Genomic DNA, 24418 nt, shown 5'->3' with positions numbered 1-24418 from the left:
AATTAATTTCAATATTAATGAACATATCATTTTGACTTTAAAATGGGCTTTGTCATGGGATTATTCTTTTAAATTAGAGGGCGTTCCGTTACAATATTGGTAATTGAACAAGTTACCCAATTCACTTAATAGTCCGTCTCAAACTTATCAATTATAAGAATGGAAGGTTGCCAATGACATTTTCCTTGGATCGAAGTAGCTTAAACAAAGAAATAGAAAAGTTTTCAACACAATTGCATGACCAAGCCTATCATTTTTTAGGTGCCAAGCAGGTTCAGTCAAATTCAAAAGGTTATCAGTTTAGTGTATGGGCACCCAATGCTTGGCAGGTATATTTACAAGGCGATTTTTCTAATTGGAAAAATCTATGGATGGAAAAACTTGATGGCGGTGTATGGAGTCTATATGTTGAAAACGCTCAAGCAGGACATTGTTATAAATATGGAATGGATCATGGAAATAATCACATTGAATATAAAATTGATCCTTACGCTATGCGATTTGAAACCCCCCCTCAAGATGCATCGATTATCGAAGATCTCACACCATTCCCATGGAATGATCAAAAGTGGCTAAAAGCACGCAAGGCTAAAGATAAATTTGACAGTCCTTTACAAATTTATGAAGTTCATCAGAGTTCATGGCGACAGCATCCCGATGGAAGATCTTATTCTTTTAAAGAGTTAGCTCACAGTTTAGTTCCTTATGTTAAAGAAATGGGTTATAACTACATTGAGTTTATGCCTCTAACTGCCTTTCCTTATGCTCCTTCTTGGGGCTATCAGGTAACCGGCTATTACGCAGTCGCTGGTCAATATGGAAGTAATGAAGATTTTAAATATTTCGTTAATTATGCTCATCAAGAAGGCATTGGTGTCATTCTTGATTGGGTACCTGGTCATTTCAATCAAAATGCGAATGCTTTGGCATATTTTGATGGTCAGGCTTGTTATGAGTATGCAGATCCTCAACGAGCTAAAAATATTAGCTGGGGTAGTTTAAATTTTGACCTTGGAAAATTACAGGTACAATCTTTTCTAATCTCAAATTTAAATTATTGGCTGTCTGAATTTCATTTGGATGGTATTCGAGCAGATGCTATTTCAAATATTCTTTATCTCGATTTTGATCAAGGTCCCTGGACGCCTAATAAATATGGAGGAAATGACAACCTTGAAGGCTATCATTTCTTACGCATAATGAATCAATGGGTTCAAGATTACTATCCTGAGGTTTATATGATTGCTGAAGAAGCCACTTCATCTAGCGGAATAACTTTGGATATTGCTCATGGAGGATTGGGTTTTGATTATAAATGGAATATGGGTTGGATGAATGATGTCTTACGGTTTTTCCAACTTCCTTACAATCAAAGGCCAGCTCAATTACGTCTCATTACTTTTGTTTTTATGTATCAATTTAAAGAACGTTACTTACTTCCTTTCTCTCATGATGAGGTTGTTCATGGGAAAAAATCCTTGCTAGCTAAAATGCCAGGTAGTCGCTATGATCAATTTGCTGATTTGAGACTTTTACATGCCTATATGTTAGCTCAACCTGGTAAAAAACTTCATTTTATGGGTAATGAATTGGGACAATTTATAGAGTGGCGTTATTATGAAGAATTAGATTGGCAAGGACTAAAGCAAGAATATAATAGTGAATATCAAGCGTTTATGCGAACTATCAATAAGATTGGCTTAAATAGGCCAGAATTTTATCAATTGGATCATCATCCAGAAGGAATAACAGTTTTGGATGCGGATGATTTAGAGAGAGGATTGCTAAGTTTTATTCGTTGGTCTAAAAACAAACAATCATACTCTGTGATAATGATTAATTTTTCAAAAAATCATTATTATGATGTGGAATTAGGTGTCCCTGAAAGTGGAGATTTTCTTGTCTATCTTAATAGTCAAGCAGATCAATTTGCAGGTTATCAACAAAATTGGCAAAAGTTTTACCAAGCAAAAAATAAAAGCTGTTGTAAGCAAGATTATTGTTGTTTGATTGAAGTTCCAGCTTTATCCGTTCAATTTATTGAACATATAAATTTGCATCAAGATAGAAAGGAGAAGGATGCTAAGCAGTTAGTATCCAAACGCTAAAATGAAAGATGAAATGATTGCGATGATACTAGCCGGAGGTCAAGGAAGTAGGTTGGGCGTTTTGACCAAGCAGATTGCTAAGCCCGCAGTGCCATTTGGAGGAAGGTATCGTATTATTGACTTTGCTTTAAGTAACTGTGCAAATTCTAACATTCATAAAGTGGGGGTCATTACTCAGTACCAACCTCTAGAATTAAATGGTCATATCGCTAATGGGGAGGCTTGGGGCTTTAATGCTAGCGGTGGTGGCACAACTATTTTACAACCTTATTCATCCACTGATGGAGAAAAGTGGTTTAAAGGGACATCAAATGCTATTTATCAGAACATAACCTATATCGATTCTGTTAATCCAGAATATGTTTTAATTTTATCTGGAGATCATATTTATAAAATGGATTATTCAAAGATGTTAGATTTTCATAAAGAAAAAGGCGCTTCTTTAACAGTTGCTGTGAAACCTGTGCCTATCAAAGAAGCAACACGCTTTGGAATTATGAACACAGATAAAAATGATCGTATCGTTGAATTCGAGGAAAAACCTGATCAGCCACAATCAAATTTGGCTTCAATGGGGATCTACATTTTCAATTGGCAGAAATTACGTAACTATTTAATTGAAGATCAAGATCAAGATAATCAATTAGAAGATTTTGGTAAACACGTTATTCCACTTTATTTAGCCAATGATGAAGCATCTTATGCTTATGCCTTTGACGGTTACTGGAAAGATGTGGGAACTATTTCATCCTTATGGGAAGCAAATATGGAGATTTTGAATCAAGATCACCCACTCTATCACTCCAATCCTGATTGGCGTGTCTACTCGAATAATCCGGTTCTACCTCCGCAAGTAGTGACGGACCATGCGGCGATCTATGATTCCTTTGTTACTGATGGATGTTATGTATCAGGAGAAATTCACCGGTCTATTCTTTCCGAAAACGTAAAGGTGGGGCTGGATTCTCAGATTACCGATTCAGTGATCATGGCTAATGCTAGGATTGGAGCATCTTGTCGAATTGAGTATGCAATTGTTGGCGAGAATGCTCGAATAGCAGATGGAGCAATGGTGATTGGAACAGAAAGAGACATTGCAGTTGTCGGTTTTGGCGATCAGATAGAAAGGAAGAATTAAATGGTTCAGCATAAGACTTGTGCAATTTTAAATTTAACAGAAGACAATCAACCTCTATATCCTTTAACTTATAATCGTCCTATCGCAGCTTTGCCATTTGCGAGTCGTTATCGCATTATTGATTTTATTTTATCTTCTCTTTCTTACGCTCAAGTTCAATCGGTGGCTATGTTTATTGGTGAGTCCGGACGCTCTCTGTATGATCATATCCGCTCAGGAGCCTCATGGAATCTTGATTCACGGATTAGAGGAGGTATTTTCACCTTCTCTCAACAAGACTGGAAGGCGCGTTATCATCGAGAGAACGACCATGAAGACTACTATTATAATCATCGAATCTTCTTAGAAAGATCGAAAGCTAAGTATGTCTTTGTATCTGGATCGAAGATTATCGCTAATTTAAATATTAATGACTTACGTCAATCGCACATTAGAAGTAAGAAAGATGTAACTTTAGTTTATAAAAATGTGATTGCATCGACTATAGGGATGGACCATCCCAACGAACGCATCGTTGCGTTTGATGAAGAAAAAAATATCGTCGATCTATTACCTAACTCAGAAAAACCCGCTCTTGCATCCGTTAGTTCCAGCTTAGATATGTATTTTCTATCTGTAGACATTCTTTTAGCTTTAATTGACCGAGCTGATAGAGAAGAGCAGTATCTTGAAATAGATGATCTTATTCAGTTTTATTTATTGGATTATAGCATTCATCCTTATGAATATACTGGTTATACCGCAAATATTAATACGGTAGAAGCCTACTATCAAGCCAATATGGACATGTTAAACCATTTATCCTTTGCAGCTTTATTCCATACGGATCAGGCTGTTCGTACCAAATCCAAAAATGGAATTCCAACCTATTACCATGAGCGTTCCTATGTGCGAAATGCAATTTTAGCAACTGGAACGACCGTTTACGGTGAAGTAATCGACTCTTTAATTAATCGGCGAGTTCAAATTGGGGAGAATGCTAGTGTGAGAAATTCAATTATTCAACAAGGGGTTGAAATTGGAGAGGGAGCCACAGTAGAGTACGCCATTTTAGATAAAAATGTCGTGGTTAAGCCCGGCACAGTGATTCGTGGACGCCCTGATAAATTAATTGTAAAAGCTAAAAATGAAATTGTGGATGCAAGGGTAGATTAGGAGGATTTAAATGAAAATACTTTATGCCTCAGCTGAAGCGGCTCCTTTCTTTAAAACAGGAGGTCTAGGAGATGTCGCTTCTGCATTGCCAAAAGAGTTAGCGAAGGAACCCGAGCTTGATGTTCGTGTGGTGCTTCCTTTCTATAGTCAAATGGCTAATGAATATGCGCAACAGCTAGAAGAAATTGCACATTTTCGTTTCCAACTGGGGCAACGAAATGTCTACTGTGGAATTAAGCAATTGAAGGACCATGGAGTAACCTATTACTTCATTGATAATTTGGCTTATTTTGATCGCGCTTCTTTATATGGAGAATGGGATGATGGCGAACGCTTTGCCTATTTTTCAACTGCTATCATTGAAATGCTGGAAGTAATTAATTGGATACCAGAAATTATTCATTGCAATGATTGGCAAACGGCTATGATACCCGCTCTTTTAATCGATCGTTATCACTGGAAGGAATCCTTAAAAAACATTCGAAAAGTACTCACTATTCACAATTTACGTTTTCAAGGGATTTATGATGCATCCATGCTTTCGAATGTCTTTGGCACTGGCTTTAATACCTTTACCGACGATGGTTTGAAGTACCACAACAATATGAATTACCTTAAGGGTGGTATTAACTTTGCCGATCGAGTAACAACGGTCAGTCCGACCTACGCTCAAGAAATATTAACTCCAGAATTTGGTGAAGGTTTAGATGCAGTATTAAGGCGAAATGAATGGAAACTTAAAGGAATTATTAATGGAATCGATTTAGAAATCAATAATCCCAAGACAGACAGCTATTTGCCTTATCATTATGATCAATCAGATCTTTCAAACAAAGCTAAAGTAAAAAGCTACCTTCAAAGGCAACTTACTCTTAAACAAGATAATCAGATCCCTTTAATTGGAATCGTCAGCCGGCTGACAGACCAAAAAGGTTTGCAATTAGTTGAGCAAATTATGGATGATTTACTGCAACAAAATGTTCAAATGGTTATTTTAGGTACTGGAGACCAACACTTTGAAGATTCATTTCGCTATTTCGAGCAGAAATACCCTGATCAACTGAGAGCTTGCATTCAATTTGATCTTGGACTGGCTCAGCAAATATATGCTGCCAGCGATATTTTCTTGATGCCATCTGCTTTTGAACCTTGTGGTCTCTCGCAAATGATTGCCATGCGCTATGGCACACTGCCTCTGGTGCATGAGACAGGAGGCTTAAAAGATACTGTCGAAGCTTATAATAAATATACTGGCCAGGGAACCGGTTTTTCATTTAAAGGTTTTAACCGCGACAATTTACTTTTTACCATTAATATGGCCTTAGATATTTATATTAATCAAAAGGAAGTTTGGCAGAAGTTAGTGAAGCAAGCCATGGGTAAAGATTTCTCTTGGACTGCACCTGCTAAAGCATATAAAGCTGTTTATGATGAACTTTTAAATACATCTGTCAATTTATAGAATTTAATTAATTTTCAATTATTAGCCTTCTAAAAATGTTTCATTGAGACATCAGTTAGATGGCTATTTGAATACTTAGGCAAAAGTCATACAATCTTTCATAAATTTTCTTAATCATTTAGTATAATTTAATAAAAAGATTGACCTCGGCCTTTAGTTGGAAGGCGGTCGATATAATTCTGTCTAGGATAGAATTAACAAAGTAGGTGAATGATTAAATGGAGAAATTTAAAATGCAATCGAGTAAACATAAAATATTTCAAGGGATCAAAAATATTTGGCGCTATTACCGAGGATGGAAGTGGTTAGTGTTTATTGCTTTATCACTTACCTTATTCTTAACCTCTTATTTGGTTTTTATTGCGAAAACGACTGATGTTAAACAACTGCAAGATTCCCTGCAAACAAAAACAGAAATCTATGACAAGCAAGATCAATATGTAGGTACACTCTTATCGCAAAAAGGAAGCTATGTGACCTTAGATGAGATATCTCCCTTAATGCAAGAAACAGTTGTTAAAACTGAAGACAAGCGCTTTTATGATCACAATGGATTCGATACAATTGGAATTGGTCGAGCTTTTTTGCGTTTAGTTATTAATCGCAATACTTCTGGTGGGGGAGGCTCCACTTTAACACAGCAATTAGCTAAAAATGCTTTTCTCAGCTTGGATCAAACTTTTCAACGTAAATTAAAAGAATTGTTTCTAGCACTTGAAATTGAGAAAACTTATTCAAAAGATCAAATTCTTGAAATGTATTTAAACAATGCCTACTTTGGTAATGGAGTCTGGGGCATTCAAGATGCGGCTCAAAAATACTTTGGCATTAATGCTTACCAATTAGATCAGAATCAATCAATGGTTCTAACCGGTATCTTAAAAGGTCCTTCCTTATATAATCCAATTGATGATTATCAAGCAGCTATTGACCGACGAAATGTCATTGCTGATCTTTTGGCTGATGAAGGGGTTATCTCATTTTCTAACGCAGAGGATTACAAAGCAATGTCTATACCTCTTTTAGACAATTATGTTCCAGCCAGTTCTGGACATGAATATCCATTTTACTTTGATGCGGTGATCAATGAAGCTATTCGTAAGGTAAACATCCCTGAAGAAGACCTTATGTCCAAGGGCTATCGAATTTATACTAATTTAGATATCAATGCTCAACAAGGTCTTAATAACGCTTATCAAGAGAATGCTTATTTATTTAATGATGGGGCATATGATGCGCCGATTGTTCAAAGCGCAAGTGCGATAGTTGATACTCGTACTGGGGGAATTATGGCAATTTATGGAGGAAGAGGAGAATATGTCTATCGCGGCTTTAACCGTGCTAGCGATATGTATCGTGCTCCTGGATCGACCATTAAGCCCTTAGCAGTTTATTTACCAGCTCTTGAGAATGGATTTAATATGCATTCGATGGTTCCTGATGTTGTTAAGGCTTATGGTAAGGATCAATTTGCTCCAGAAAACTTTAATCGTCAAACGGATCCTAGAGGAGAAGTCCCCTTATACTATGCTTTATCACAAAGTAAAAATACATCCGCTGTTTATTTACTAGATAAATTAGGAATTCAAACCGCAGTCGATAAACTGCATCAATTTGGTATTGAAGTTCCCCAACAAGACCAGCAGTTGACCTTGGCCTTAGGGGCTTTTTCGACAGGAGTAAGCCCTGTGCAATTAGCCTCAGCTTATGCGACTTTTGCTAATAAGGGAATAAGAAATGAATCTTACTTTATTCGACGAATTGAAGATATTTCTGGGAAAGTTGTATATGATAACGAAAAACCTAAACGTCACTTAATCATGACCAAAACGATTGCCGCAGATATGACCAGCATGATGTTAGATACATATGGTGGCAATGGTACTGGATATGGCGCAGGCCCTAATACAGGTTTGATTGCTGGTAAAACAGGAACAACTGAAGTATCAGACGGTTCAACCCAAACGCGAGACCGTTGGATGGTTGGTTATACCCCAGATTTTGCGATAGCGACATGGATTGGTCTGGATGACGTAGAAAGTGCTAATTTGGATGAAATTATGCCAACTGGCATGGGGAGATTATTTAATAGTCAAACTTCTTACATGATGGCATACTCGCCACAAACACCATTTGATGTCAGCTACGCTTCGCAAATGGAAGCAGATACCAATGGTAAAATGGGTGGTGATTGGTTGGAAAATGTTGATTTCAACTTTGACGGAGAACTTTTTTCAACACTTAAAGAGAACGGAAGTAATCTATGGGAAAAGGTTAAATCTTTTAGTAGTGAAAAAACACAAGAGGTTATCAATTGGATCGAAAACTTAGACCTACCCATTTAAAAAACGCCCAATAAAAATGGGTGCTTTCACCTCAGTTTGATTGAAAAAAAGACTAAAAATTGATACTATTATCATATAGAAATGAGGTTATTATGAACATTAATATTTATGATACAGCTAACACTTTAGAACGCGAATTACGACAGTTGCCAGCTTATTTGAATGTAAAATCGGCACTCGAAGAAATAAAGAAAGATCCTGAAAGCAATCAGTTGTTTGAAGAGTTTCGTCAGGTCTCACAGTCACTTCAGACAATGACTGAACAGCCGAGTGAAGAGAAAATCACAGAAGTTCAAAACTTGTATGCAAAAGTAATGGAAAACCCTTCAATTAAGAAGTTAATGGAAAACGAACAACAACTCGGATTTCTAATGGAAGAAATCAATCAAATTATTACCAAGCCACTACAAGACTTATATCAAGCGCCAACTGAATAAATTTGAATTTGGCAACTGGAAGCCATCGAACAATTATCTTTCGAGGTTCTTTCAGTTGCTTTTATCAACCAATTATTTTGGAGAGAGGAGACCGAGATGCGTTTCATGCATTTTGCTGACCTACATTTAGATAGCCCCTTTGCTGGAATGCAAAAACAATACCCTAGCTTACAAGAAGTTCTAATCCAAGCTCCATATAAGGCATTCCATCGAGGCGTTTCATACGCTATTAAAGAAGATGTAGACGCTGTTGTTATTGTAGGAGATATTTATGATACTCAAAAACAAACAATTTATGCTCAACATGCTTTTTTAAAAGAATTAGAACGACTGAAAGCAGCAGAAATCCCAGTGGTTATTTGTCATGGGAATCATGACTTTCTTAATAACCAACGCTTACTGATGCAATATCCTGAAAATGTTTACGTCTTTAAAGATGAGTCGATTGACCATATCGATATAAAGACAAATGATAATCAAACTTGTCGCTTCTATGGTTTTTCTTATAATAAACGTTGGATTCATGAATCCAAGGCCCAAGAATTCCCTGCAAAAAACAATGAAACGGACTTTACCGTAGGTTTATATCACGGGGAATTGTTAAGTACGACGCAAAAGGGAAATTATGCTCCTTTTACATTGGAGCAACTAATCTCAAAAAATTATGATTACTGGGCTCTTGGACATATCCATCAGGCAAATACTTTATCCACATTCCCGCTTATTCAATATGCTGGTAGTCCTCAAGGTAGAAATCGCCTGGAGATTGGCGACAAGGGAGCCTATTTAGTCACCTTAGAAGTCGATCAAAAGGTAAAATCTGAATTTATTCATTTAGCTGAAATTGAATGGAGAGATGAAATCATAGAGTGTCAGGAAAACTGGCAAGTTAATGATTTGTTATGGGCGATAGAATCCTTAGTCAATAACTTTAAAGATGAGGTTGATAAGGGCCTACCTTCGAAGATTATTTCTTTAACTTTAAAAAATGCACAACGTTTGCCAATCGATATACAAGAACAAATTGAAAAAGGTGAGGTTGAATCGATACTCACTGAACCCCAGTCGATCGAAAAATTCGCGATTATTGTTAGGGTAAAGCTTGAGCGTCAAATGGTATTAGATGCCTTCGAATATGATAAAACATTAAAAACTAGCTTCCAAGCGGCTTGTCAAGATATGCAAGAAGGTAAAGCATATCATGAAAGTCTAGCAGAATTATTTGACCACCCAATTATTAAGCAAAGGATGTCAGATTTATCATTGGATGAAGAATTGAAGAAGGAATCTATTCGATCAGCACAAGAGTTAATGATTCAAGCAATCGGATTTGAATTTAAGGAGGCGATTGATAGTGAAGATTAGCACCCTTGATATCTATGGATACGGTAAATGGGTTAATCAACGCTTTGATTTAGATGATCAATTACAGTTGATTTTTGGTCAGAACGAAGCTGGGAAATCAACACTCCAATCTTTTATTCGAAGTATTCTTTTCGGATTTCCTTCTAAACATCGACGGGTCAATCAAATTAATCGCTATGAACCCAAACTTAGTGAAGTATATGGGGGCAGAATTCTTTTAAAAGAAACTAGCCATGGAGATATTTGGGTGGAAAGAACTAATAGAGGTCTAACTTTAACAGATACAAAAGGGCATGAGCTTGAACAACTAGTGTTAGATCAAATCTTAAGTGGATTAGATGAAAACCTCTTTGACTCCTTTTATGCCTTTTCACTGCAAAATTTGCAGGAACTGTCAAATGTTGATGCAGAAAAATTGGGTGATTATTTCCTATCAATCGGAACGGTTGGATCAGATAAATTTCTTTCTGTGGCTAAATATTTCGAAAAAGATCTGGGGCAACTTTATAAATTAAAGGGGAAAAATCCTAAACTTAATCAAGCGTTATTGGAATTTGAAGAACTTAGTCAATCCATTGAGAAAATGAAGCAAAATATGGCGAAGTATGATGACCTGTTCGACCAACAGCAAGCTGAAATAGATCAAATTGAAGGTCTTAATCAGTCTATTCATGATTTAGAAGAAAAGCAAAGACAATTGGATCAGTTGATGACAAGGTTTGATATTTATCAAAAAGACCTCGTCGCTCAAAGAGAGTTAGAGCAATTAGTTTTTACTAAAATGGATAAGGATATGCCAGAAAAATTAGAAGAGGCTGTTCGGACCAAAAATGATAGTCAAAAGACTATACAACAAATGCAAGAGCGTATTCACAATTTAAACAATGAAATGAGTACCCTAACCCGTCTAAATTGGGGAAAAAACCACGAAGACCAAAGGAGACAATGGTCAAGTGATACCGCCCATATTAAAAAGGTGGATTTACGTTTAGAACACGTTTTAGAAAGAATTCAAGAACAAACCAATACTATGGCTCGACTGGCTCGTGAAGGACAGTTTTATCCTGAAAAAGTAAAGAAGTCCTCAGAGTTTGACCGTGAAATCGAGCAAGGTTACGAAATTCAAGCGGCCATAGATGATTTTGAAGGACAAAAAGATTCTATTCAAGCAGAGAGAAAAGTTTTCCTAGATCAGCGAAAAGAATTGCAAACCTACTCTGTCACAGTTAGACAGCAGCACGCAAAACTAGAAAGTATGCGTATGAATGAAAGAGCTCAATTACAACAAGCTACAAATATTAGGCATTATCTTATAGGGGCTCTTTCAATCATTTTAGGACTAGCAATGGGTATTTATCATTTACTTAATCAGACAGGGGCGAATTTCCGTTGGATTGCTTTGATTTTAATCGGATTAGGTATACTTTCAACCGCTTATGTCTTCTTTGAGCATCTAAAATATAAAAAGAAATTTCATTCCTCGCCAGCAATTGAGAAAATGGCTGAATTACAAAGAAAAGAGCGCCATTATCAAGATAGAAGTCAAGAACTAGGTCAAGACATCAATCAACGAGAAGCCAATCTTCGATCGGTTGAAGAAAACTTAGTCAGAAAAAGACAAGAGCAGCAACGATGGTTAGTTGCCTTAGGCTTTTATCCAACTGCAGATGCAGAAATTGTTCTTAAATCGAATCCGGTTAAAGAGTACTTTCAAGCTGAAACAATTCGTCAACAATATGAAGAAGAGCGAAATGACCTCAATGTCGAGATTGCCAAATGGCGCAAACAAATCGCTCCACTACTTGAGCGTTTTCCTTTGGGAGATCAAAGTATCAAGGTTCTTATACACCACGTTGAAGAAACTGAAGTTTCAATCGCCCGTCAAGTGGAACGTGGTAAAGCGATGGAGGAACGTATAAGAAATGCTCAAGATATTATTGCTCAAGAGAAAAAACATCTACAAGAGCAGCAAGAAATCATTGAATCAATTTATCAATCAACAAACTCCTTTGACCAAGTTGACTTTAGACAAAAAGTTCAAGCCAATAATCAAATTCAGCAACTCAAAGAAAAACGTCACTTGTATAGTGAGCAGATTAGGGGTTATGAAAATGAGATGTCAGCTATCGAAAGTAAACAGTCATTAATCAATCAATATAATAAGGTTCAAAATGAATTAACGCTTAATAAAAGTCGTGTACAACCTCATCAATATCAGCGTGCAAATATTGAAGTGGCTTTAAATCAGCTTGAGCAAGATGGAAGTTATCAAGTCTTACAACAAAAACTGGAAGATAAGAAAGCAGAAATCATTAAATATGTTCAAGAGTGGAGTAAGAAAAAAATTGCTGTCGATTTAATCTATCAAACATTAAGACAAGGAATGGATAATCCGATTCCTGAAATGAATAAAATGGCTAATGAAATTTTTTCTAAATTAACCTATGGGCGTTATGATCAAATTAAATTGAATAAAACCGGAATCAAAGTTAAACAGTTTTCAGATGTGCTGTTTTCACCCCATGAACTTTCGCAAGGAACCTTGGAGCAATTATATGTCGCTCTACGTTTAGCTTTTATAGTGAATGCCTCTTCAATGGTATCAATGCCTATCATAATCGACGATGCTTTTGTGAACTTCGACGAAATACGTAAAGCAAGCATGTATAAAGTTTTAGAGACCATCAGTCAAAATCATCAAGTTTTATTCTTTACTTTTGATCAAATGGCTGCGGATACATTAGCGATTGATTCGATGATTAACTTAGACGAGCTAATAGAAACGAATTCAACCCAGGAGGAGAGCTAAATGAGTTTATTATATGAGATTAATGAAGGAGACGAATTTGGAATTTATGTTCTTATTAAAGCAGCAGATGTGAGAACCGCTAGAAATGGCAAACCATTTATTGCCTTCCGTTTTCAAGACCGTTCTGGATCCATGGATGGTATGTATTGGTCTGCTACTGAAGAAGAAATTAACAAATTCCAAGTCGGTAAGGTTGTTTTTCTGAGAGCTAATCGGGATACTTATCAAGGAAGTCCTCAAGTAAAAATTAAAGCACTTCGTTTAGCTGAAGAAGGAGAACCCAACGATCCAACACTTTATGTTGAACGAATTTCTATGAAAATTGATGATATAAAAGAACAGATTAATGACGCTTTATTTCTCATTCAAGAACCGAATATTAATCGAATTGTGCGAAAAATTTTGAGTGAACATGAAGAAGCTTTTTACAGCTATCCAGCTGCTAAAAGAAACCATCATGCAATGGCAGGCGGTTTAAGTTATCATACTGTTTCTATGTTGAAAATTGCTAGAGCACTTTTGGCTATCTATCCGCAAATAAATTCTAGCCTACTTATTGGTGGACTGATACTTCACGATATCGGCAAAACAATTGAACTATCTGGAGCTATCTCAACCGAATATACTTTTAAAGGTAAAATGTTAGGTCATATCGTCATTATGTCAGAAATGATTGAACAAGTATGTCAACAAATTGGTATTGATCCTAATAAAGAAGCCGTTGTTTTATTAAAGCACGTTGTACTAGCACATCATGGTAAATTGGAATATGGTAGTCCTGTTCAACCGCGTATTCTTGAAGCAGAAATTCTTCACCATATTGATAATTTAGATGCTACTGTTAATATGATTTTGTCTGTTTTAGATAAGACACAAGAAGGTCAAGAAAGTGCTCAAATTTTCCCATTGGATCGTCGTAGTTTTTATAAACCAAATTTCAGAAAGTAGGCAAATAAATGACAGATAATAGCAATCCAAAGAAATGTAATTGCAAAAATCATGGGTCTAATCATGAGGGTCAATGCCAAGTTAATCATTCTAAATCGAACTCTGAGCACTTATGTGGATGCCATCATCATGCAGAACATAACTACCATCATGGATGTGGTTGTCACCATGAACAAGTAGAAAACCCTCAAACTGATCTTGGTTTTTCTCTATTCTTTGAAGGAGAAATTAATGCAACTCCGGAAGCAGTATGGAACCATTGGACTGATAATGAATACTTATCTAAGTGGAAGTCAGATATGAGGATGATTGACTGCAAACCAGGTGGGTCATTTAAAGTAACAAGAAATGGACAAGCGCATCATTTGATGTTAACAGATGTTGAAGAAGGACATTTATTGGCCTATTTATGGAAAAATGACGATATGGTTCTAACAATTGATCCTGGAGAAAATGATACTACGCTCTTTACTTTTGAATATTGGTTTGCTGATAGAGAAGAAGCCAATGCTGAGGATGTAGCTCCATGGATTATAAATCTTTATGAACTTGAACACTTTATTGTTCATAATGAATTAATGGATACTAAAGACTTGCCGAAAGCATTGATGGCAGAAGTTAATAACTTAATTAAAGAGCAAAAATCACGTGAAACGCTTTAATATTTTAATACAGTAAAACAAAAAAGGTTGAGGATTTTCCTCAACCTTTTTATATTTAAAATAGTTTCTATTCGGCTGGCGCTTCTTCAGCAGGAGCCTCTTCAGCAGGAGCCTCTTCAGCAGCAGGTACTTCCTCAGCAGAAGCATCCTCTGGTTGGTCAGCTAAATTGATTAAATCATCCACTGCATTTTTTAATTCAGGATCTTCAATCTTTAAGTCAGAGTTTTTAATAAGCTCTCCGACAATTCCATAGGTAAAGTTAGAGTCAGCATACTTACTTTGTTTATATGCTTCAACTACTTCTTCTTTACTCTCTTCTAATGGTTTCTTTTCACCATTGTTGATTGTTTTAATAACGTGGTAGCCAAATTCAGATTGAACAGGTTCGCTCGTCATTTCTCCATTAGCTAAAGACTTAACTGCTTCTTCAAATTCTGGAACCATTTGTCCTGGCGAGAAAGGGGCTAATAATCCACCATTTTCTGCAGAACCATCTTTAGATAATTCTTGAGCAACGGTATCGAATTCTTCGCCATTATTGATGCGTTCAATAGCATTTAAAGCTTCTTCTTCCGTATCAACTAGAATATGCTGTGCTTCCATCATTGGTTGGTAATCATTATCATAGAAATTTTGAATGGCTTCATCTGACATATCGATGCGACCTTCAACAATTTCTTGTAAAAGATTACGGATATATAATTGGTATTCATATTGTTCAGCGCTACCTAATTGTTGGTAAGATAAGAATTGTTGGAATACCTCTTCTCCACCCAATTCTTGAATTTGTGACTGAACTTCTTCAGCAGCTCTTGTTTTAGCTCCTTCAGCGTCTTCTACATTTTCAATTAAAACAGCTTCAATAATTTTTGAGCGTAGAGCAGTAGAGCCAAATTGTTCTTTCATATCTTGATAAAAATCTTCAGCAGTGATAGTTGTCTCTCCAATAGTGGCAATTACACCCTCTTGAGCTGAAACGCTTGTTAAATTCGGCAATGCAACAAGTGCGACACTTGCTGCTGTTAAAATCCAAGTACGGATTGATTTTTTCATATTAATTTTCACTCCTATAGTTCTACTATAATTTGCTATAACATAAGCATAAATATATCTTAACACTTAATGATTAGAAAAGATAATATAAGCTAGAAATTCTAAAAAACATCATAATTTTTATAAATTAAAACCTGAATTTAATTCTTATATGAGTTTAAATTAGCTGAAGACATTCCCTCAATATCTTCATTTAATTGCTTAACATTTTCTTTAATTCTTCTTATTCTAGGTTCTGTTTCATCCATGACTTTTTGTTTAGTTTGATTGGTTAAATGAGAAATAAAGTCCATAGTTTGCTTAGCTTCTGCAGTCAACGACTGAATAGCTGAATGAAAACGGGCATAGTCTTGATCAACTTGTTGGAAATCAACTTTAAAATCTTTATAAGTCTTTTTTAGTTGATGTCTTGTTTTCTCACCAGATTGTTTAGCATTCATTAACCCCGCTAGTACTCCAAGAGCTAAGCCAGTTAGAAAACCTTGTGGGAAATTTTTCATACTAATCGCCACTTTCTATTGTTTGTTTAATTGATGCTGCCAATTGCTGAAATTCATCCTGAGTGTAACCATCTGAATGGTCTTCAAAATGTAATTTAAATCCTTCTTCTTTATGATAACGTGGAATCAGGTGAATGTGTGAATGGAAAACAGATTGATAGGCGACTTCTCCATTGTTATTGAGAATATTCATGCCCTTAACACCTGGTATGCTTTTTTTAATGGCGTCGGCAATTTTCGGAATTCGACTAAAAACGGTACTTGCTAACTCTGGATCATACTCAAAAATATCTTTAACATGTTTCTTTGGTATGACTAAAGTATGTCCTTTGGTAACTTGAGTGATATCTAAAAAGGCAAAGACCTCATCATCTTCATAGACCTTAGCACTAGGAACCTCTCCGTTGATAATCTTACAAAAAATACAATTTGTCATTTTTTTCTCTCCTTTAACTTACGTCTTGTCTCTATAGCATATCATAAGGATTTTAGAAAACGCTATTAATAACATCTTAAAATGAGTCTTCATAAAAAATTCATAAGATTAGCGTGTTACAGGCTTAATTTCATTAAATATTCCATTTTAACTCAAGCCTCCTTTAAACTAGCTATGATATAATAGTTATGTTGAAGAAGGATATATTATAGATATAATAACAATTACATGGGAGGTAGAATGAATTTGAATAAAAGTAAATTTCAAAAAATGTACCTGCTCTTAACTCTTTTAGGCATTTTCCTGGTTTTTAATTTAAATCCTTTAGCAATAGTTCACGGCCAAGAGGAAACGACAGAAGAGCAAGTAGGGATAGAGCAAACTGACGAGCCGTCTAGTCAAGAAATTTTTGAAACAAGTAATGAAGCTGTTTTTGACCCTCTACCTGATGTCGGTCTATTTAAGCAACTCATTCCTTATGTGCATTATTTAAATTATCAATACGTGGGAGATGGAAGTGAATACTTTACTAAAGATATCATCATGGAATTCATGCCTGATGCAAATGGAGTTTTTCAAGTCGCAGAGTTTACAGATACAAAAGCCGTAGCCTACGTTTATCAAATTAAGCCCGATGGTCTATATGAACTCGCTTACTTTGATAATTATACGGTAGTGGAAGACCTGAGGTATTCCGCTGATGCTTCAGATGACAATGTTTCACTCATTCTACCTGTAGATATAAGTGAAGGAACAATTTTTAAATCAGGCTATCAAGAAGAAATTAAGAAAAAAGTAATTGGTAGGGTGGACTCGCTAACAATTGGTCAAGAAATTTATACTGATGTTTTGCTTGTTGAAGAGATGGCAAAGAATAACGGAGATACAATCCGTATCTATTATGCCAATGACGCAGGTTTGATTTTAATTGAGCGTCTTCATCCAGATGGCACAACCACACCAATAATTTACCTTAGGTCTAGACAAGGTTCAATCATGGACCAATAGTGGATAATTTTTACAATCTTATTTTTAGAATAGGACTAACATCATTAATTGTTAGTCCTTTTTTATTGGCTTATTTCTTGCTTTTAGCAATTTGAGTTTGGTATAATAAGTAATCGTTAGGCCGCCGTAGTGTAATGGATATCACGGAAGATTCCGGTTCTTTCGATGGGGGTTCGATTCCCTCCGGCGGTATTTGTAATAAAGCTAAAGATTTTTAGCAAAAAATCTCATATTTTTTTAAAAAATACTTTTTAGAGAGTTCAGCCAGATTGGCTGTTTTTTATTTTAAATTAGACTAGCTAGAATAAGGGGATTGACTAGACAATCGCACAAGGGTTGACTAAGATTTAACTAGTTAGAAGACAAGCAATTAGAAAGGAAAACTTAGAAAATTAAAAAGCCCATTTTTAAGACTAAGTTTATTTCTTATTACCATTCTTGTATTAGCTGCTTGTGATAGTACCAATAAAACAAATATTGCAAGTGATGCTTATAAGATGTCAACTTATACTCTTATTAAGGCTGCTCAAGAAGGTAATCAAGATAAACAAAATATTGATTTAGATAATCCCTCAAATATTTATGAAAAGGAAAAAAAGCGCTAAAAAGTAACAACAAAAGATAAAACGACTAGTAGAAAAACCACTACCAAAGATAAATAAATTAAGTTTGTAGTTTTTTTTTAAAAGAATAAGGGCAAAAAAGAAAATTATATAGAAAAATCACTAAGACTAGTCATAAAACACTGGTATTGTGAGATGGTTTTTGATATGATAATTTATGTGTAAAAATTTACAGCAAATCTAGCATTCTATATGCAATAAGTTATAAAGGAGCTCTTATATATGGCAATTAGTGCAGAATTAAGAACAAAGACAGGTACCGGTGCTTCTAAACAAGCACGTCGTGAAGGTAAAATCCCAGTAGTTTTATATGGACAAAAATTAGAAGCAACTTCTTTATTAGTTGATCGTCGCGAATTCGAATCACTTCTAAAAAAAGAAGGATCTAACGCGGTTTTTGATTTAAACTACGACGGTAAAACGCAAAAAGTAATCTTGAAAGACTTTTCTAAAGCAGCTTTAAAAGATATTTTCTATTCAGTTGACCTAGAAGCTATCTCTGCTGATCAGAAGATTATTGTTGAAGTTCCATTAAGCATTATTAACGAAGAAACAGTTAAAATTGGCATTGTGGAACAAACACTTAATACAGTGGAAATCGAAACTAAACCAGACACTATTCCGAACTCATTTGAAATTGATGTTACTGGAATGGAAATTGGTGACACTAAGACAATTGCTGACTTAGCAGTTCCAGCAGGCGTTGAAATCTTAGAAGATTCAACTGAAACAATCGTTTCAGTTTCTGCTCCAACAGAAGAACCAGAAGAAGAGGAAGAAACTGAAGTGATAGAACCTGAAGTAATTGGTGCTAAAGACGAAGAAGAAGAGTAAAAATTTGTATTATGAAGCACTGTAAACGCTTGTCGTTTATGGTGCTTTTTTTAGATAGGAGTTGAACAAACTGATCTCAAAAGAAGAGGCTATTAAAGTCAAATCCATTTTAAAAAAATCGCTGAAAGACTTAGGAGTGGATAAGATCGGTTTTACGACAGCGGAACCTTTTGACCATTTAGAGGAAAGTTTAAGAGAGCAAAAGGCGAAAGGACATACCACTGGTTTTGAACATCCTATCATTGAGGAGAGAATCTATCCTGAAAAAATCTTTGAAGGGGCCCAATCAATTATTTCGATTGCTTTGGCTTATCCTAGTAACTTTAGAAAGGAACCAGCTTCTAATAAAGAAGAACGTCGTGGTAGTTTTGCTCGTGCTTCTTGGGGGGAAGACTACCATCATATTTTATCAGAACGTATGCAAAGGGTTATTGATCTTATCCAAGCAGAAATTCCTGATGCTCGTTTTAAACCGATGGTTGATACGGGGGAATTGATTGATGTGGTTGTGGCTGAAAGAGCTGGATTGGGCTTTATAGGTCGTAATGGTTTGCTGGTCACTAAAGAATTTGGCAGTTACGTTTATTTAGGTGAAATTATCACGAACATTCCTTTTATGCCAGATCAAAGGGTTACATATGGTTGTGGCGATTGTTATCGTTGTGTGACAGCCTGTCCTACTCAAGCTCTTTTTGGTGACGGTAAGATGAATGCGCAGAAATGTTTATCCTATCAGACTCAAACCAAAGGACATTTAGCTGAAGACTATCGCCGAAAAATGACTCATGTCATTTATGGCTGTGATATTTGTCAGATTTCATGTCCTTATAACAAGGGCATTGATTTTCATCATCATCCTGAAATGGAGCCTATCCAAGACGAAGTAAAACCAATATTAAAGAATATGTTATCACTTAGCAATAGAGCCTTTAAACGACAATTTGGACATTTAGCGGGGTCTTGGCGAGGCAAGAAGCCCTTGCAAAGAAATGCAATTATCGCTTTGGCTAATTATCGGGACCGAACAGCCTTGCCGCATCTGCTTGAATTAATTGAAAAAGATCCACGACCAGTGATTCGAGCAACTGCTGCCTATGCTGTTAGTGTAATCCAAAGAGATAAAAATCAAGCGATGATTAGTATGATTTATGACCAACTGCAGAAGGAATCTGAACCAGAAACCATCAAAGAAATGAAAAAAGCTATTGAACGTCTCAAAAATAAAAAAGAGTTAAAGTCTAAAAGGAGTTAAACGATGAAAAACCATATCGTACTTTATGAGCCCCTAATGCCAGCTAATACTGGCAATATTTCGAGAACTTGCGCAGGAACTAATACTAGTTTACATTTGATTGAACCGCTTGGTTTTTCTACTGAGGATAAAATGCTTAAACGAGCAGGGCTAGATTATTGGGAGCATGTCGACATTACTTACCATGACAGTTTACCAGCCTTTATGAAGTTTTTAGGTAATCGTAAATTGTACTTGATTTCTAAATTTGCACCAAGAGTTTATAGCGAAGCTAATTTAGCTGATTCAACGATTGATGAGCAGTTTTTTATCTTTGGTAAGGAAACGACTGGGCTACCTGAAGATTTTATGCAAGCTCATAAAGATCAATCTTTAAGAATCCCGATGAATGATCAGCATATTCGTTCTTTAAATTTATCTAATACGGCTAATATTATTATTTATGAAGCTCTAAGACAACAGAACTATGAAGGATTGGAAGCCATACATCATTATCGTGATACTGAAAAGGCTCAAAGACTTAAATGGTAATAGCTTGACAAATAAAATCTATTTAATATAATAAATTTAATAGTTAGTACGAATAGTATCTGAAATAAGGGTCAAGCAGAAAGTTAGCGGTTGATGAGAGCTAATCACTTATTCAGTGAATCCACGTATTCATTCTGCTTTATGAAAGCTAAGCATAAATAAAGCCGGTCATCGCCGTTATGATACAAGTGTAAGAATTTAAATCAATTCTTAAAAACGGGTGGTACCGCGGAACAAGAGACCTTTTCGTCCCAAATAGACGGAGGTCTCTTTTTTATTACATAAAGGAGGAATTAAGATGTTAGATAGGCGCTATTTGAGAAACCATATGGATGAAGTAGTTGAGCAATTAAGTCATCGCGGAGTAAAAACAGAAATTTTAAATGAATTTAAAGAGTTGGATAAAAAAAGAAGAGCTCTATTAACTCAAGTAGAAGAGAAAAAAGGGGTCCGTAATAAAGTTTCGCAAGAAATTGCCACTATTAAGCGCAATAAAGGAAATGTGGATGAACAGATTCAAGCCATGCAAGTTATAGGGCAAGAAATAGCTGAAATAGATGAGACTTTAAATCAGCTAGACATTGCCTTGGCTCAAATTGAACATGGATTACCTAATTTACCTCATGAATCAGTACCAATAGGTGAAGATGAAGAAGATAATGTTGAAAATCGCCGTTGGGGTCAGATTACAGACTTTGATTTCGAACCTTTAAATCATTGGGATATTGCAGAGAATTTAGGCATTCTTGATTTTGAACGAGCAGGCAAAGTATCAGGTTCACGCTTTGTATTCTATAAGGGGTTAGGCGCAAGGTTGGAGCGCGCTATTTATAACTTTATGTTAGATACTCATACGGCTAGAAATGGTTATACCGAAGTTATACCGCCTTATATAGTTAATGAAAAGTCAATGTTTGGAACAGGACAATATCCTAAATTTAAAGAAGATACTTTTGAGTTGAGTGATGATCGTCAATTTGTCTTAATCCCAACAGCGGAAGTTCCTCTAACCAACTACTATCGAGATGAAGTAATTGCAATGGAAGAGTTACCGGTCAAATTTACCGCCATGTCTCCATCATTTAGATCAGAAGCCGGATCAGCCGGTCGTGATACTAGAGGTCTGATTCGTATGCACCAATTTCATAAGGTTGAAATGGTTAAATTTGCCCATCCAGAAAGTTCTTATGAAGAATTAGAATTTATGGTCAAAGATGCTGAAGGTATCTTACAAGCTTTAAAACTACCTTATCGGGTAATCACCCTTTGTACTGGAGATATGGGCTTTTCAGCCGCTAAAACATATGATATTGAAGTTTGGGTTCCAGCTCAAGATACCTATCGAGAAATATCTTCTTGCTCTAACACAGAAGCTTTCCAAGCGCGACGCGCCATGATTCGTTACCGCAACGCTGAAGGCAAGTTGAATTATGTTCACACCTTGAATGGATCTGGCTTAGCTGTTGGTCGAACAGTTGTAGCCATCCTAGAAAACTACCAGCAAGCGGACGGCAGTGTTAAAATTCCAGAAGTATTGGTACCTTATATGGGTGGAGTGACTGAAATTACCAAAGAGAATGCAATGGGATAACATACAAAGCTTTTCTTAAAATTTTTTAAGGAAAGCTTTTTGTATAAGTATTTAGAGTGTGAAATTTGAATTTTAAAAAAAGATATGCTTTAATCAAAGTAACTTATTAAGAGGAGTGTTACATTTGAACAATTTCTAAGAAAGCAGCATGAGTAGAAGTGACTTCTATTTAGTGTGAACTTTTTTAGAAAGTATCAAATGTTACATAGGGGATACTTCTATTCTATTCTAAGCTGCTAATAATGGATTTTTGGCACAAGAGTAGAAAGGAGTTTTTTTATGTTACAGGTAAATAGTCTAAGCTTATACCATCGTAAGGATTTCGTTAAAATTATTGATGACTTGTCTTTTATTATTCATCCCGGCGAAAAAGTAGCGATTATTGGCGAAGAAGGTAATGGGAAAACGACTATCTTAAAGTGGTTAATGAATGATGAATCACTTAGTAACTATCTAATTATTAAAGGCGAAAAAATTAATTCTTTCAGTCAAATGGCATACCTCCCTCAACAAATGAAGGAGGAAGATCTTAGTTTAAGTATTGAAAAGTTCTTTTTCGCAAAGGTAGATCCCTTTTTAATGGATTATAATAAAATAATCAAATTTGGAATGAAAATAGGTTTTGATTGGGAGCGACTACATTCTGAACAAATAGTGAGATCCCTCTCAGGTGGTGAAAAAATAAAATTATCACTGTTAAGGATAGCAGCTCAGCAAGCGGATTTAGTTCTACTAGATGAACCATCTAATGATTTAGATATTGATTCAATAAGGTATTTAGAAAAATTTATTAGCGAAAGTAAACAAGCAATATTATTTGTTTCACATGATGAATCGCTACTACAATCAACAGCCACTTCGATTATTCATTTAGAGCGATTGTTGCATAGAAAAGACCCATGTCATACAGTTTCGAAATTAGCTTATAAGGACTATCTTCTATATCGTGATAAGAGGATCGCGAGTCAGCAAAAAGACTTTGAGCAAAATGAAAGAATATATGCTAAAAAGTTTGCTCGTCAACAAAGGCTTGAGTCAGCTTTGCATCATCGTTTAAATCATACTAAGGATTCAGCAAGCGGACGACTACTAGCGAAAAAGATGAAGACCGTTAAGTCATTGGGCAAAAGACTTGAACGCGAACATCAACAAGGAAGTCAGCAAGTGATAATTGAAGACCCAATTAAGATATTTTTTAACCACTCCATTCCAATTGCTGATTCGCGCAAGATTATGGAGGTAAGCAATTTTAATTTAAAGGTTGAAGGTCGTTTACTAGCACCAAACATTAATCTAACGGTTCAAGGACAGGATAAAATAGGAATTGTGGGAGCTAATGGGGTAGGAAAATCAACGCTTTTAAAGCATATGTGGCTTTTATTCAATCAAGATGGTGATAGAGAAGGAATTATACCTGCCTATATGCCTCAAAATCATAGTGAATTCGTTGATACGAATTTGACACCGATTCAGTTACTTGCTAAGGAAGGAAGTAGCGAAGAATTAACACAAATAATGACTTTTTTGGCCAGTATGAATTTTCTTCCTGAGGAAATGTCTCACCCTATCAACGAATTATCAGGAGGACAAAAAGCAAAATTATTATTTTTAAAAATGGATTTGATGAGAGCGAATCTTCTTTTCTTAGATGAGCCGACGCGAAATTTTTCTCCGAATTCACAACCAAAAATACGGAAAGTTTTAAGCGAATTTCCAGGAACTATTATTAGCGTCTCCCATGATCGTTTATATTTAAAAGAGGTATGTCATCAACTGTATCTACTTAAACCAGAGGGTCTTAAACTTATTGATTAAATTCAAACGTTTATGAATTTAGTTAATGAGTAGTTTTAAAGCCGAAGTCCAAGCGTGAGACCGAAAGTCTAGCTTTTGGGCTTCCATTGGCTTTGAGTATGATGGACCAACTTAAAAAATTATTATTTATGCGAATCAAAAGAAGATAAAAACAATCATAAAATTGAAATAAAAATAAGTCCTTATACGTAAACAAGTTAGAAGTATATATTTTGTATCTTAAAGCCTGATCTGGCTGAGCCCGATTTGCTTATCGCCAATCACTTCAAGCTGCTTAGAAAACAATAAAATAAGAAAGACAAGCACATATAACATGTACGCATCTTTCTGGTCCAACTTCTTGGG

The 24418-nt window shown here is 35.6% G+C and carries 19 protein-coding genes, 1 tRNA gene and 1 other annotated feature; of the genes, 17 read left to right on the top strand and 3 right to left on the bottom strand.

Features of this window, described 5'->3' with window-relative positions:
• Positions 1-173: 173 nt before the first annotated feature.
• The 10 genes from glgB to ACQV2T_RS04665 all read left to right on the top strand — a co-directional run bounded on the left by glgB (position 174) and on the right by ACQV2T_RS04665 (position 14429).
• Entirely contained in the window at positions 174-2108 is a 1935-nt protein-coding gene (gene glgB, locus ACQV2T_RS04710) for a 1,4-alpha-glucan branching protein GlgB (protein ID WP_428885096.1), read from the top strand.
• Position 2109: 1 nt separating this feature from the next.
• Positions 2110-3246, top strand: a complete 1137-nt coding sequence (locus ACQV2T_RS04705) for a glucose-1-phosphate adenylyltransferase (RefSeq protein ID WP_428872923.1) — start codon at positions 2110-2112, stop codon at positions 3244-3246.
• Entirely contained in the window at positions 3247-4401 is a 1155-nt protein-coding gene (glgD, locus tag ACQV2T_RS04700) for a glucose-1-phosphate adenylyltransferase subunit GlgD (protein WP_428872924.1), read from the top strand. It begins immediately after the preceding gene.
• A gap of 10 nt (positions 4402-4411) precedes the next feature.
• Positions 4412-5863 carry a glycogen synthase GlgA gene (glgA, locus tag ACQV2T_RS04695; protein WP_428885095.1) on the top strand — a complete coding sequence of 484 codons (1452 nt, stop codon included), beginning with the start codon at positions 4412-4414 and terminating at the stop codon, positions 5861-5863.
• Between the two features lie 218 nt (positions 5864-6081).
• On the top strand, positions 6082-8208 hold the full coding sequence (locus ACQV2T_RS04690; protein ID WP_428885094.1) for a transglycosylase domain-containing protein: 2127 nt from the start codon (positions 6082-6084) through the stop codon (positions 8206-8208).
• A 92-nt stretch (positions 8209-8300) separates the two neighbouring features.
• Positions 8301-8645, top strand: a complete 345-nt coding sequence (locus ACQV2T_RS04685; RefSeq protein WP_428872927.1) for a YlbF family regulator — start codon at positions 8301-8303, stop codon at positions 8643-8645.
• Between the two features lie 96 nt (positions 8646-8741).
• Positions 8742-10010 (top strand): metallophosphoesterase family protein, encoded by a 1269-nt coding sequence (locus tag ACQV2T_RS04680; protein ID WP_428885093.1) that lies wholly within the window; start codon positions 8742-8744, stop codon positions 10008-10010.
• Entirely contained in the window at positions 10000-12819 is a 2820-nt protein-coding gene (locus ACQV2T_RS04675) for an AAA family ATPase (protein WP_428872930.1), read from the top strand. The genes ACQV2T_RS04680 and ACQV2T_RS04675 overlap by 11 nt, the downstream gene beginning before the upstream one ends.
• Complete coding sequence (locus tag ACQV2T_RS04670) at positions 12820-13767, top strand: 3'-5' exoribonuclease YhaM family protein (RefSeq protein WP_428872931.1); 948 nt, start codon at positions 12820-12822, stop codon at positions 13765-13767.
• 8 nt (positions 13768-13775) lie between these two features.
• The gene (locus tag ACQV2T_RS04665) at positions 13776-14429 is read left to right on the top strand and encodes an SRPBCC family protein (protein WP_428893295.1); all 654 of its coding nucleotides are present in this window, start codon (positions 13776-13778) and stop codon (positions 14427-14429) included.
• Between the two features lie 67 nt (positions 14430-14496).
• Here ACQV2T_RS04665 and ACQV2T_RS04660 read toward each other — a convergent pair whose 3' ends face one another.
• From ACQV2T_RS04660 to ACQV2T_RS04650, 3 genes are all read right to left on the bottom strand, one after another.
• Positions 14497-15483 (bottom strand): peptidylprolyl isomerase, encoded by a 987-nt coding sequence (locus ACQV2T_RS04660; RefSeq protein WP_428892493.1) that lies wholly within the window; start codon positions 15481-15483, stop codon positions 14497-14499.
• Positions 15484-15623: 140 nt separating this feature from the next.
• A complete protein-coding gene (locus tag ACQV2T_RS04655; protein WP_428872935.1) occupies positions 15624-15983 on the bottom strand; it encodes a YtxH domain-containing protein in 360 nt (119 codons plus the stop codon).
• A gap of 1 nt (position 15984) precedes the next feature.
• The gene (locus ACQV2T_RS04650) at positions 15985-16419 is read right to left on the bottom strand and encodes an HIT family protein (RefSeq protein ID WP_428874644.1); all 435 of its coding nucleotides are present in this window, start codon (positions 16417-16419) and stop codon (positions 15985-15987) included.
• A 240-nt stretch (positions 16420-16659) separates the two neighbouring features.
• Here ACQV2T_RS04650 and ACQV2T_RS04645 point away from each other — a divergent pair, with 240 nt between their 5' ends.
• The 7 genes from ACQV2T_RS04645 to ACQV2T_RS04615 all read left to right on the top strand — a co-directional run bounded on the left by ACQV2T_RS04645 (position 16660) and on the right by ACQV2T_RS04615 (position 24073).
• Complete coding sequence (locus ACQV2T_RS04645; RefSeq protein ID WP_428881699.1) at positions 16660-17427, top strand: hypothetical protein; 768 nt, start codon at positions 16660-16662, stop codon at positions 17425-17427.
• A gap of 120 nt (positions 17428-17547) precedes the next feature.
• Positions 17548-17619: transfer RNA gene (locus tag ACQV2T_RS04640), tRNA-Arg, on the top strand.
• A 653-nt stretch (positions 17620-18272) separates the two neighbouring features.
• The gene (locus ACQV2T_RS04635; protein ID WP_428872939.1) at positions 18273-18884 is read left to right on the top strand and encodes a 50S ribosomal protein L25; all 612 of its coding nucleotides are present in this window, start codon (positions 18273-18275) and stop codon (positions 18882-18884) included.
• 70 nt (positions 18885-18954) lie between these two features.
• Positions 18955-20136: a tRNA epoxyqueuosine(34) reductase QueG gene (queG, locus tag ACQV2T_RS04630; protein WP_428881758.1), complete on the top strand. Its 1182-nt coding sequence runs from the start codon at positions 18955-18957 to the stop codon at positions 20134-20136.
• Positions 20137-20139: 3 nt separating this feature from the next.
• The gene (gene trmL / locus ACQV2T_RS04625) at positions 20140-20667 is read left to right on the top strand and encodes a tRNA (uridine(34)/cytosine(34)/5-carboxymethylaminomethyluridine(34)-2'-O)-methyltransferase TrmL (protein ID WP_428872940.1); all 528 of its coding nucleotides are present in this window, start codon (positions 20140-20142) and stop codon (positions 20665-20667) included.
• Positions 20668-20700: 33 nt separating this feature from the next.
• Positions 20701-20924 (top strand) — a binding site (T-box leader).
• Positions 20925-20965: 41 nt separating this feature from the next.
• On the top strand, positions 20966-22258 hold the full coding sequence (serS, locus tag ACQV2T_RS04620; RefSeq protein WP_428881700.1) for a serine--tRNA ligase: 1293 nt from the start codon (positions 20966-20968) through the stop codon (positions 22256-22258).
• Between the two features lie 279 nt (positions 22259-22537).
• A complete protein-coding gene (locus ACQV2T_RS04615) occupies positions 22538-24073 on the top strand; it encodes an ATP-binding cassette domain-containing protein (RefSeq protein ID WP_428881701.1) in 1536 nt (511 codons plus the stop codon).
• The last annotated feature ends 345 nt before the right edge of the window (positions 24074-24418 follow it).

The sequence above is a fragment of the Facklamia sp. P13069 genome (assembly GCF_050409405.1).
Classification (GTDB): domain Bacteria; phylum Bacillota; class Bacilli; order Lactobacillales; family Aerococcaceae; genus Facklamia.
This window is presented reverse-complemented; position numbering and strand designations above follow the sequence as displayed.

Bases quoted from the DNA above. Each gene is read 5' to 3' on its own strand.
- glgB (WP_428885096.1), top strand. From the start codon at position 174: ATGACATTTTCCTTGGATCGAAGTAGCTTAAACAAAGAAATAGAAAAG.
- ACQV2T_RS04705 (WP_428872923.1), top strand. From the start codon at position 2,110: ATGAAAGATGAAATGATTGCGATGATACTAGCCGGAGGTCAAGGAAGT.
- glgD (WP_428872924.1), top strand. From the start codon at position 3,247: ATGGTTCAGCATAAGACTTGTGCAATTTTAAATTTAACAGAAGACAAT.
- glgA (WP_428885095.1), top strand. From the start codon at position 4,412: ATGAAAATACTTTATGCCTCAGCTGAAGCGGCTCCTTTCTTTAAAACA.
- ACQV2T_RS04690 (WP_428885094.1), top strand. From the start codon at position 6,082: ATGGAGAAATTTAAAATGCAATCGAGTAAACATAAAATATTTCAAGGG.
- ACQV2T_RS04685 (WP_428872927.1), top strand. From the start codon at position 8,301: ATGAACATTAATATTTATGATACAGCTAACACTTTAGAACGCGAATTA.
- ACQV2T_RS04680 (WP_428885093.1), top strand. From the start codon at position 8,742: ATGCGTTTCATGCATTTTGCTGACCTACATTTAGATAGCCCCTTTGCT.
- ACQV2T_RS04670 (WP_428872931.1), top strand. From the start codon at position 12,820: ATGAGTTTATTATATGAGATTAATGAAGGAGACGAATTTGGAATTTAT.
- ACQV2T_RS04665 (WP_428893295.1), top strand. From the start codon at position 13,776: ATGACAGATAATAGCAATCCAAAGAAATGTAATTGCAAAAATCATGGG.
- ACQV2T_RS04660 (WP_428892493.1), bottom strand. From the start codon at position 15,483: ATGAAAAAATCAATCCGTACTTGGATTTTAACAGCAGCAAGTGTCGCA.
- ACQV2T_RS04655 (WP_428872935.1), bottom strand. From the start codon at position 15,983: ATGAAAAATTTCCCACAAGGTTTTCTAACTGGCTTAGCTCTTGGAGTA.
- ACQV2T_RS04650 (WP_428874644.1), bottom strand. From the start codon at position 16,419: ATGACAAATTGTATTTTTTGTAAGATTATCAACGGAGAGGTTCCTAGT.
- ACQV2T_RS04645 (WP_428881699.1), top strand. From the start codon at position 16,660: ATGAATTTGAATAAAAGTAAATTTCAAAAAATGTACCTGCTCTTAACT.
- ACQV2T_RS04635 (WP_428872939.1), top strand. From the start codon at position 18,273: ATGGCAATTAGTGCAGAATTAAGAACAAAGACAGGTACCGGTGCTTCT.
- trmL (WP_428872940.1), top strand. From the start codon at position 20,140: ATGAAAAACCATATCGTACTTTATGAGCCCCTAATGCCAGCTAATACT.
- serS (WP_428881700.1), top strand. From the start codon at position 20,966: ATGTTAGATAGGCGCTATTTGAGAAACCATATGGATGAAGTAGTTGAG.
- ACQV2T_RS04615 (WP_428881701.1), top strand. From the start codon at position 22,538: ATGTTACAGGTAAATAGTCTAAGCTTATACCATCGTAAGGATTTCGTT.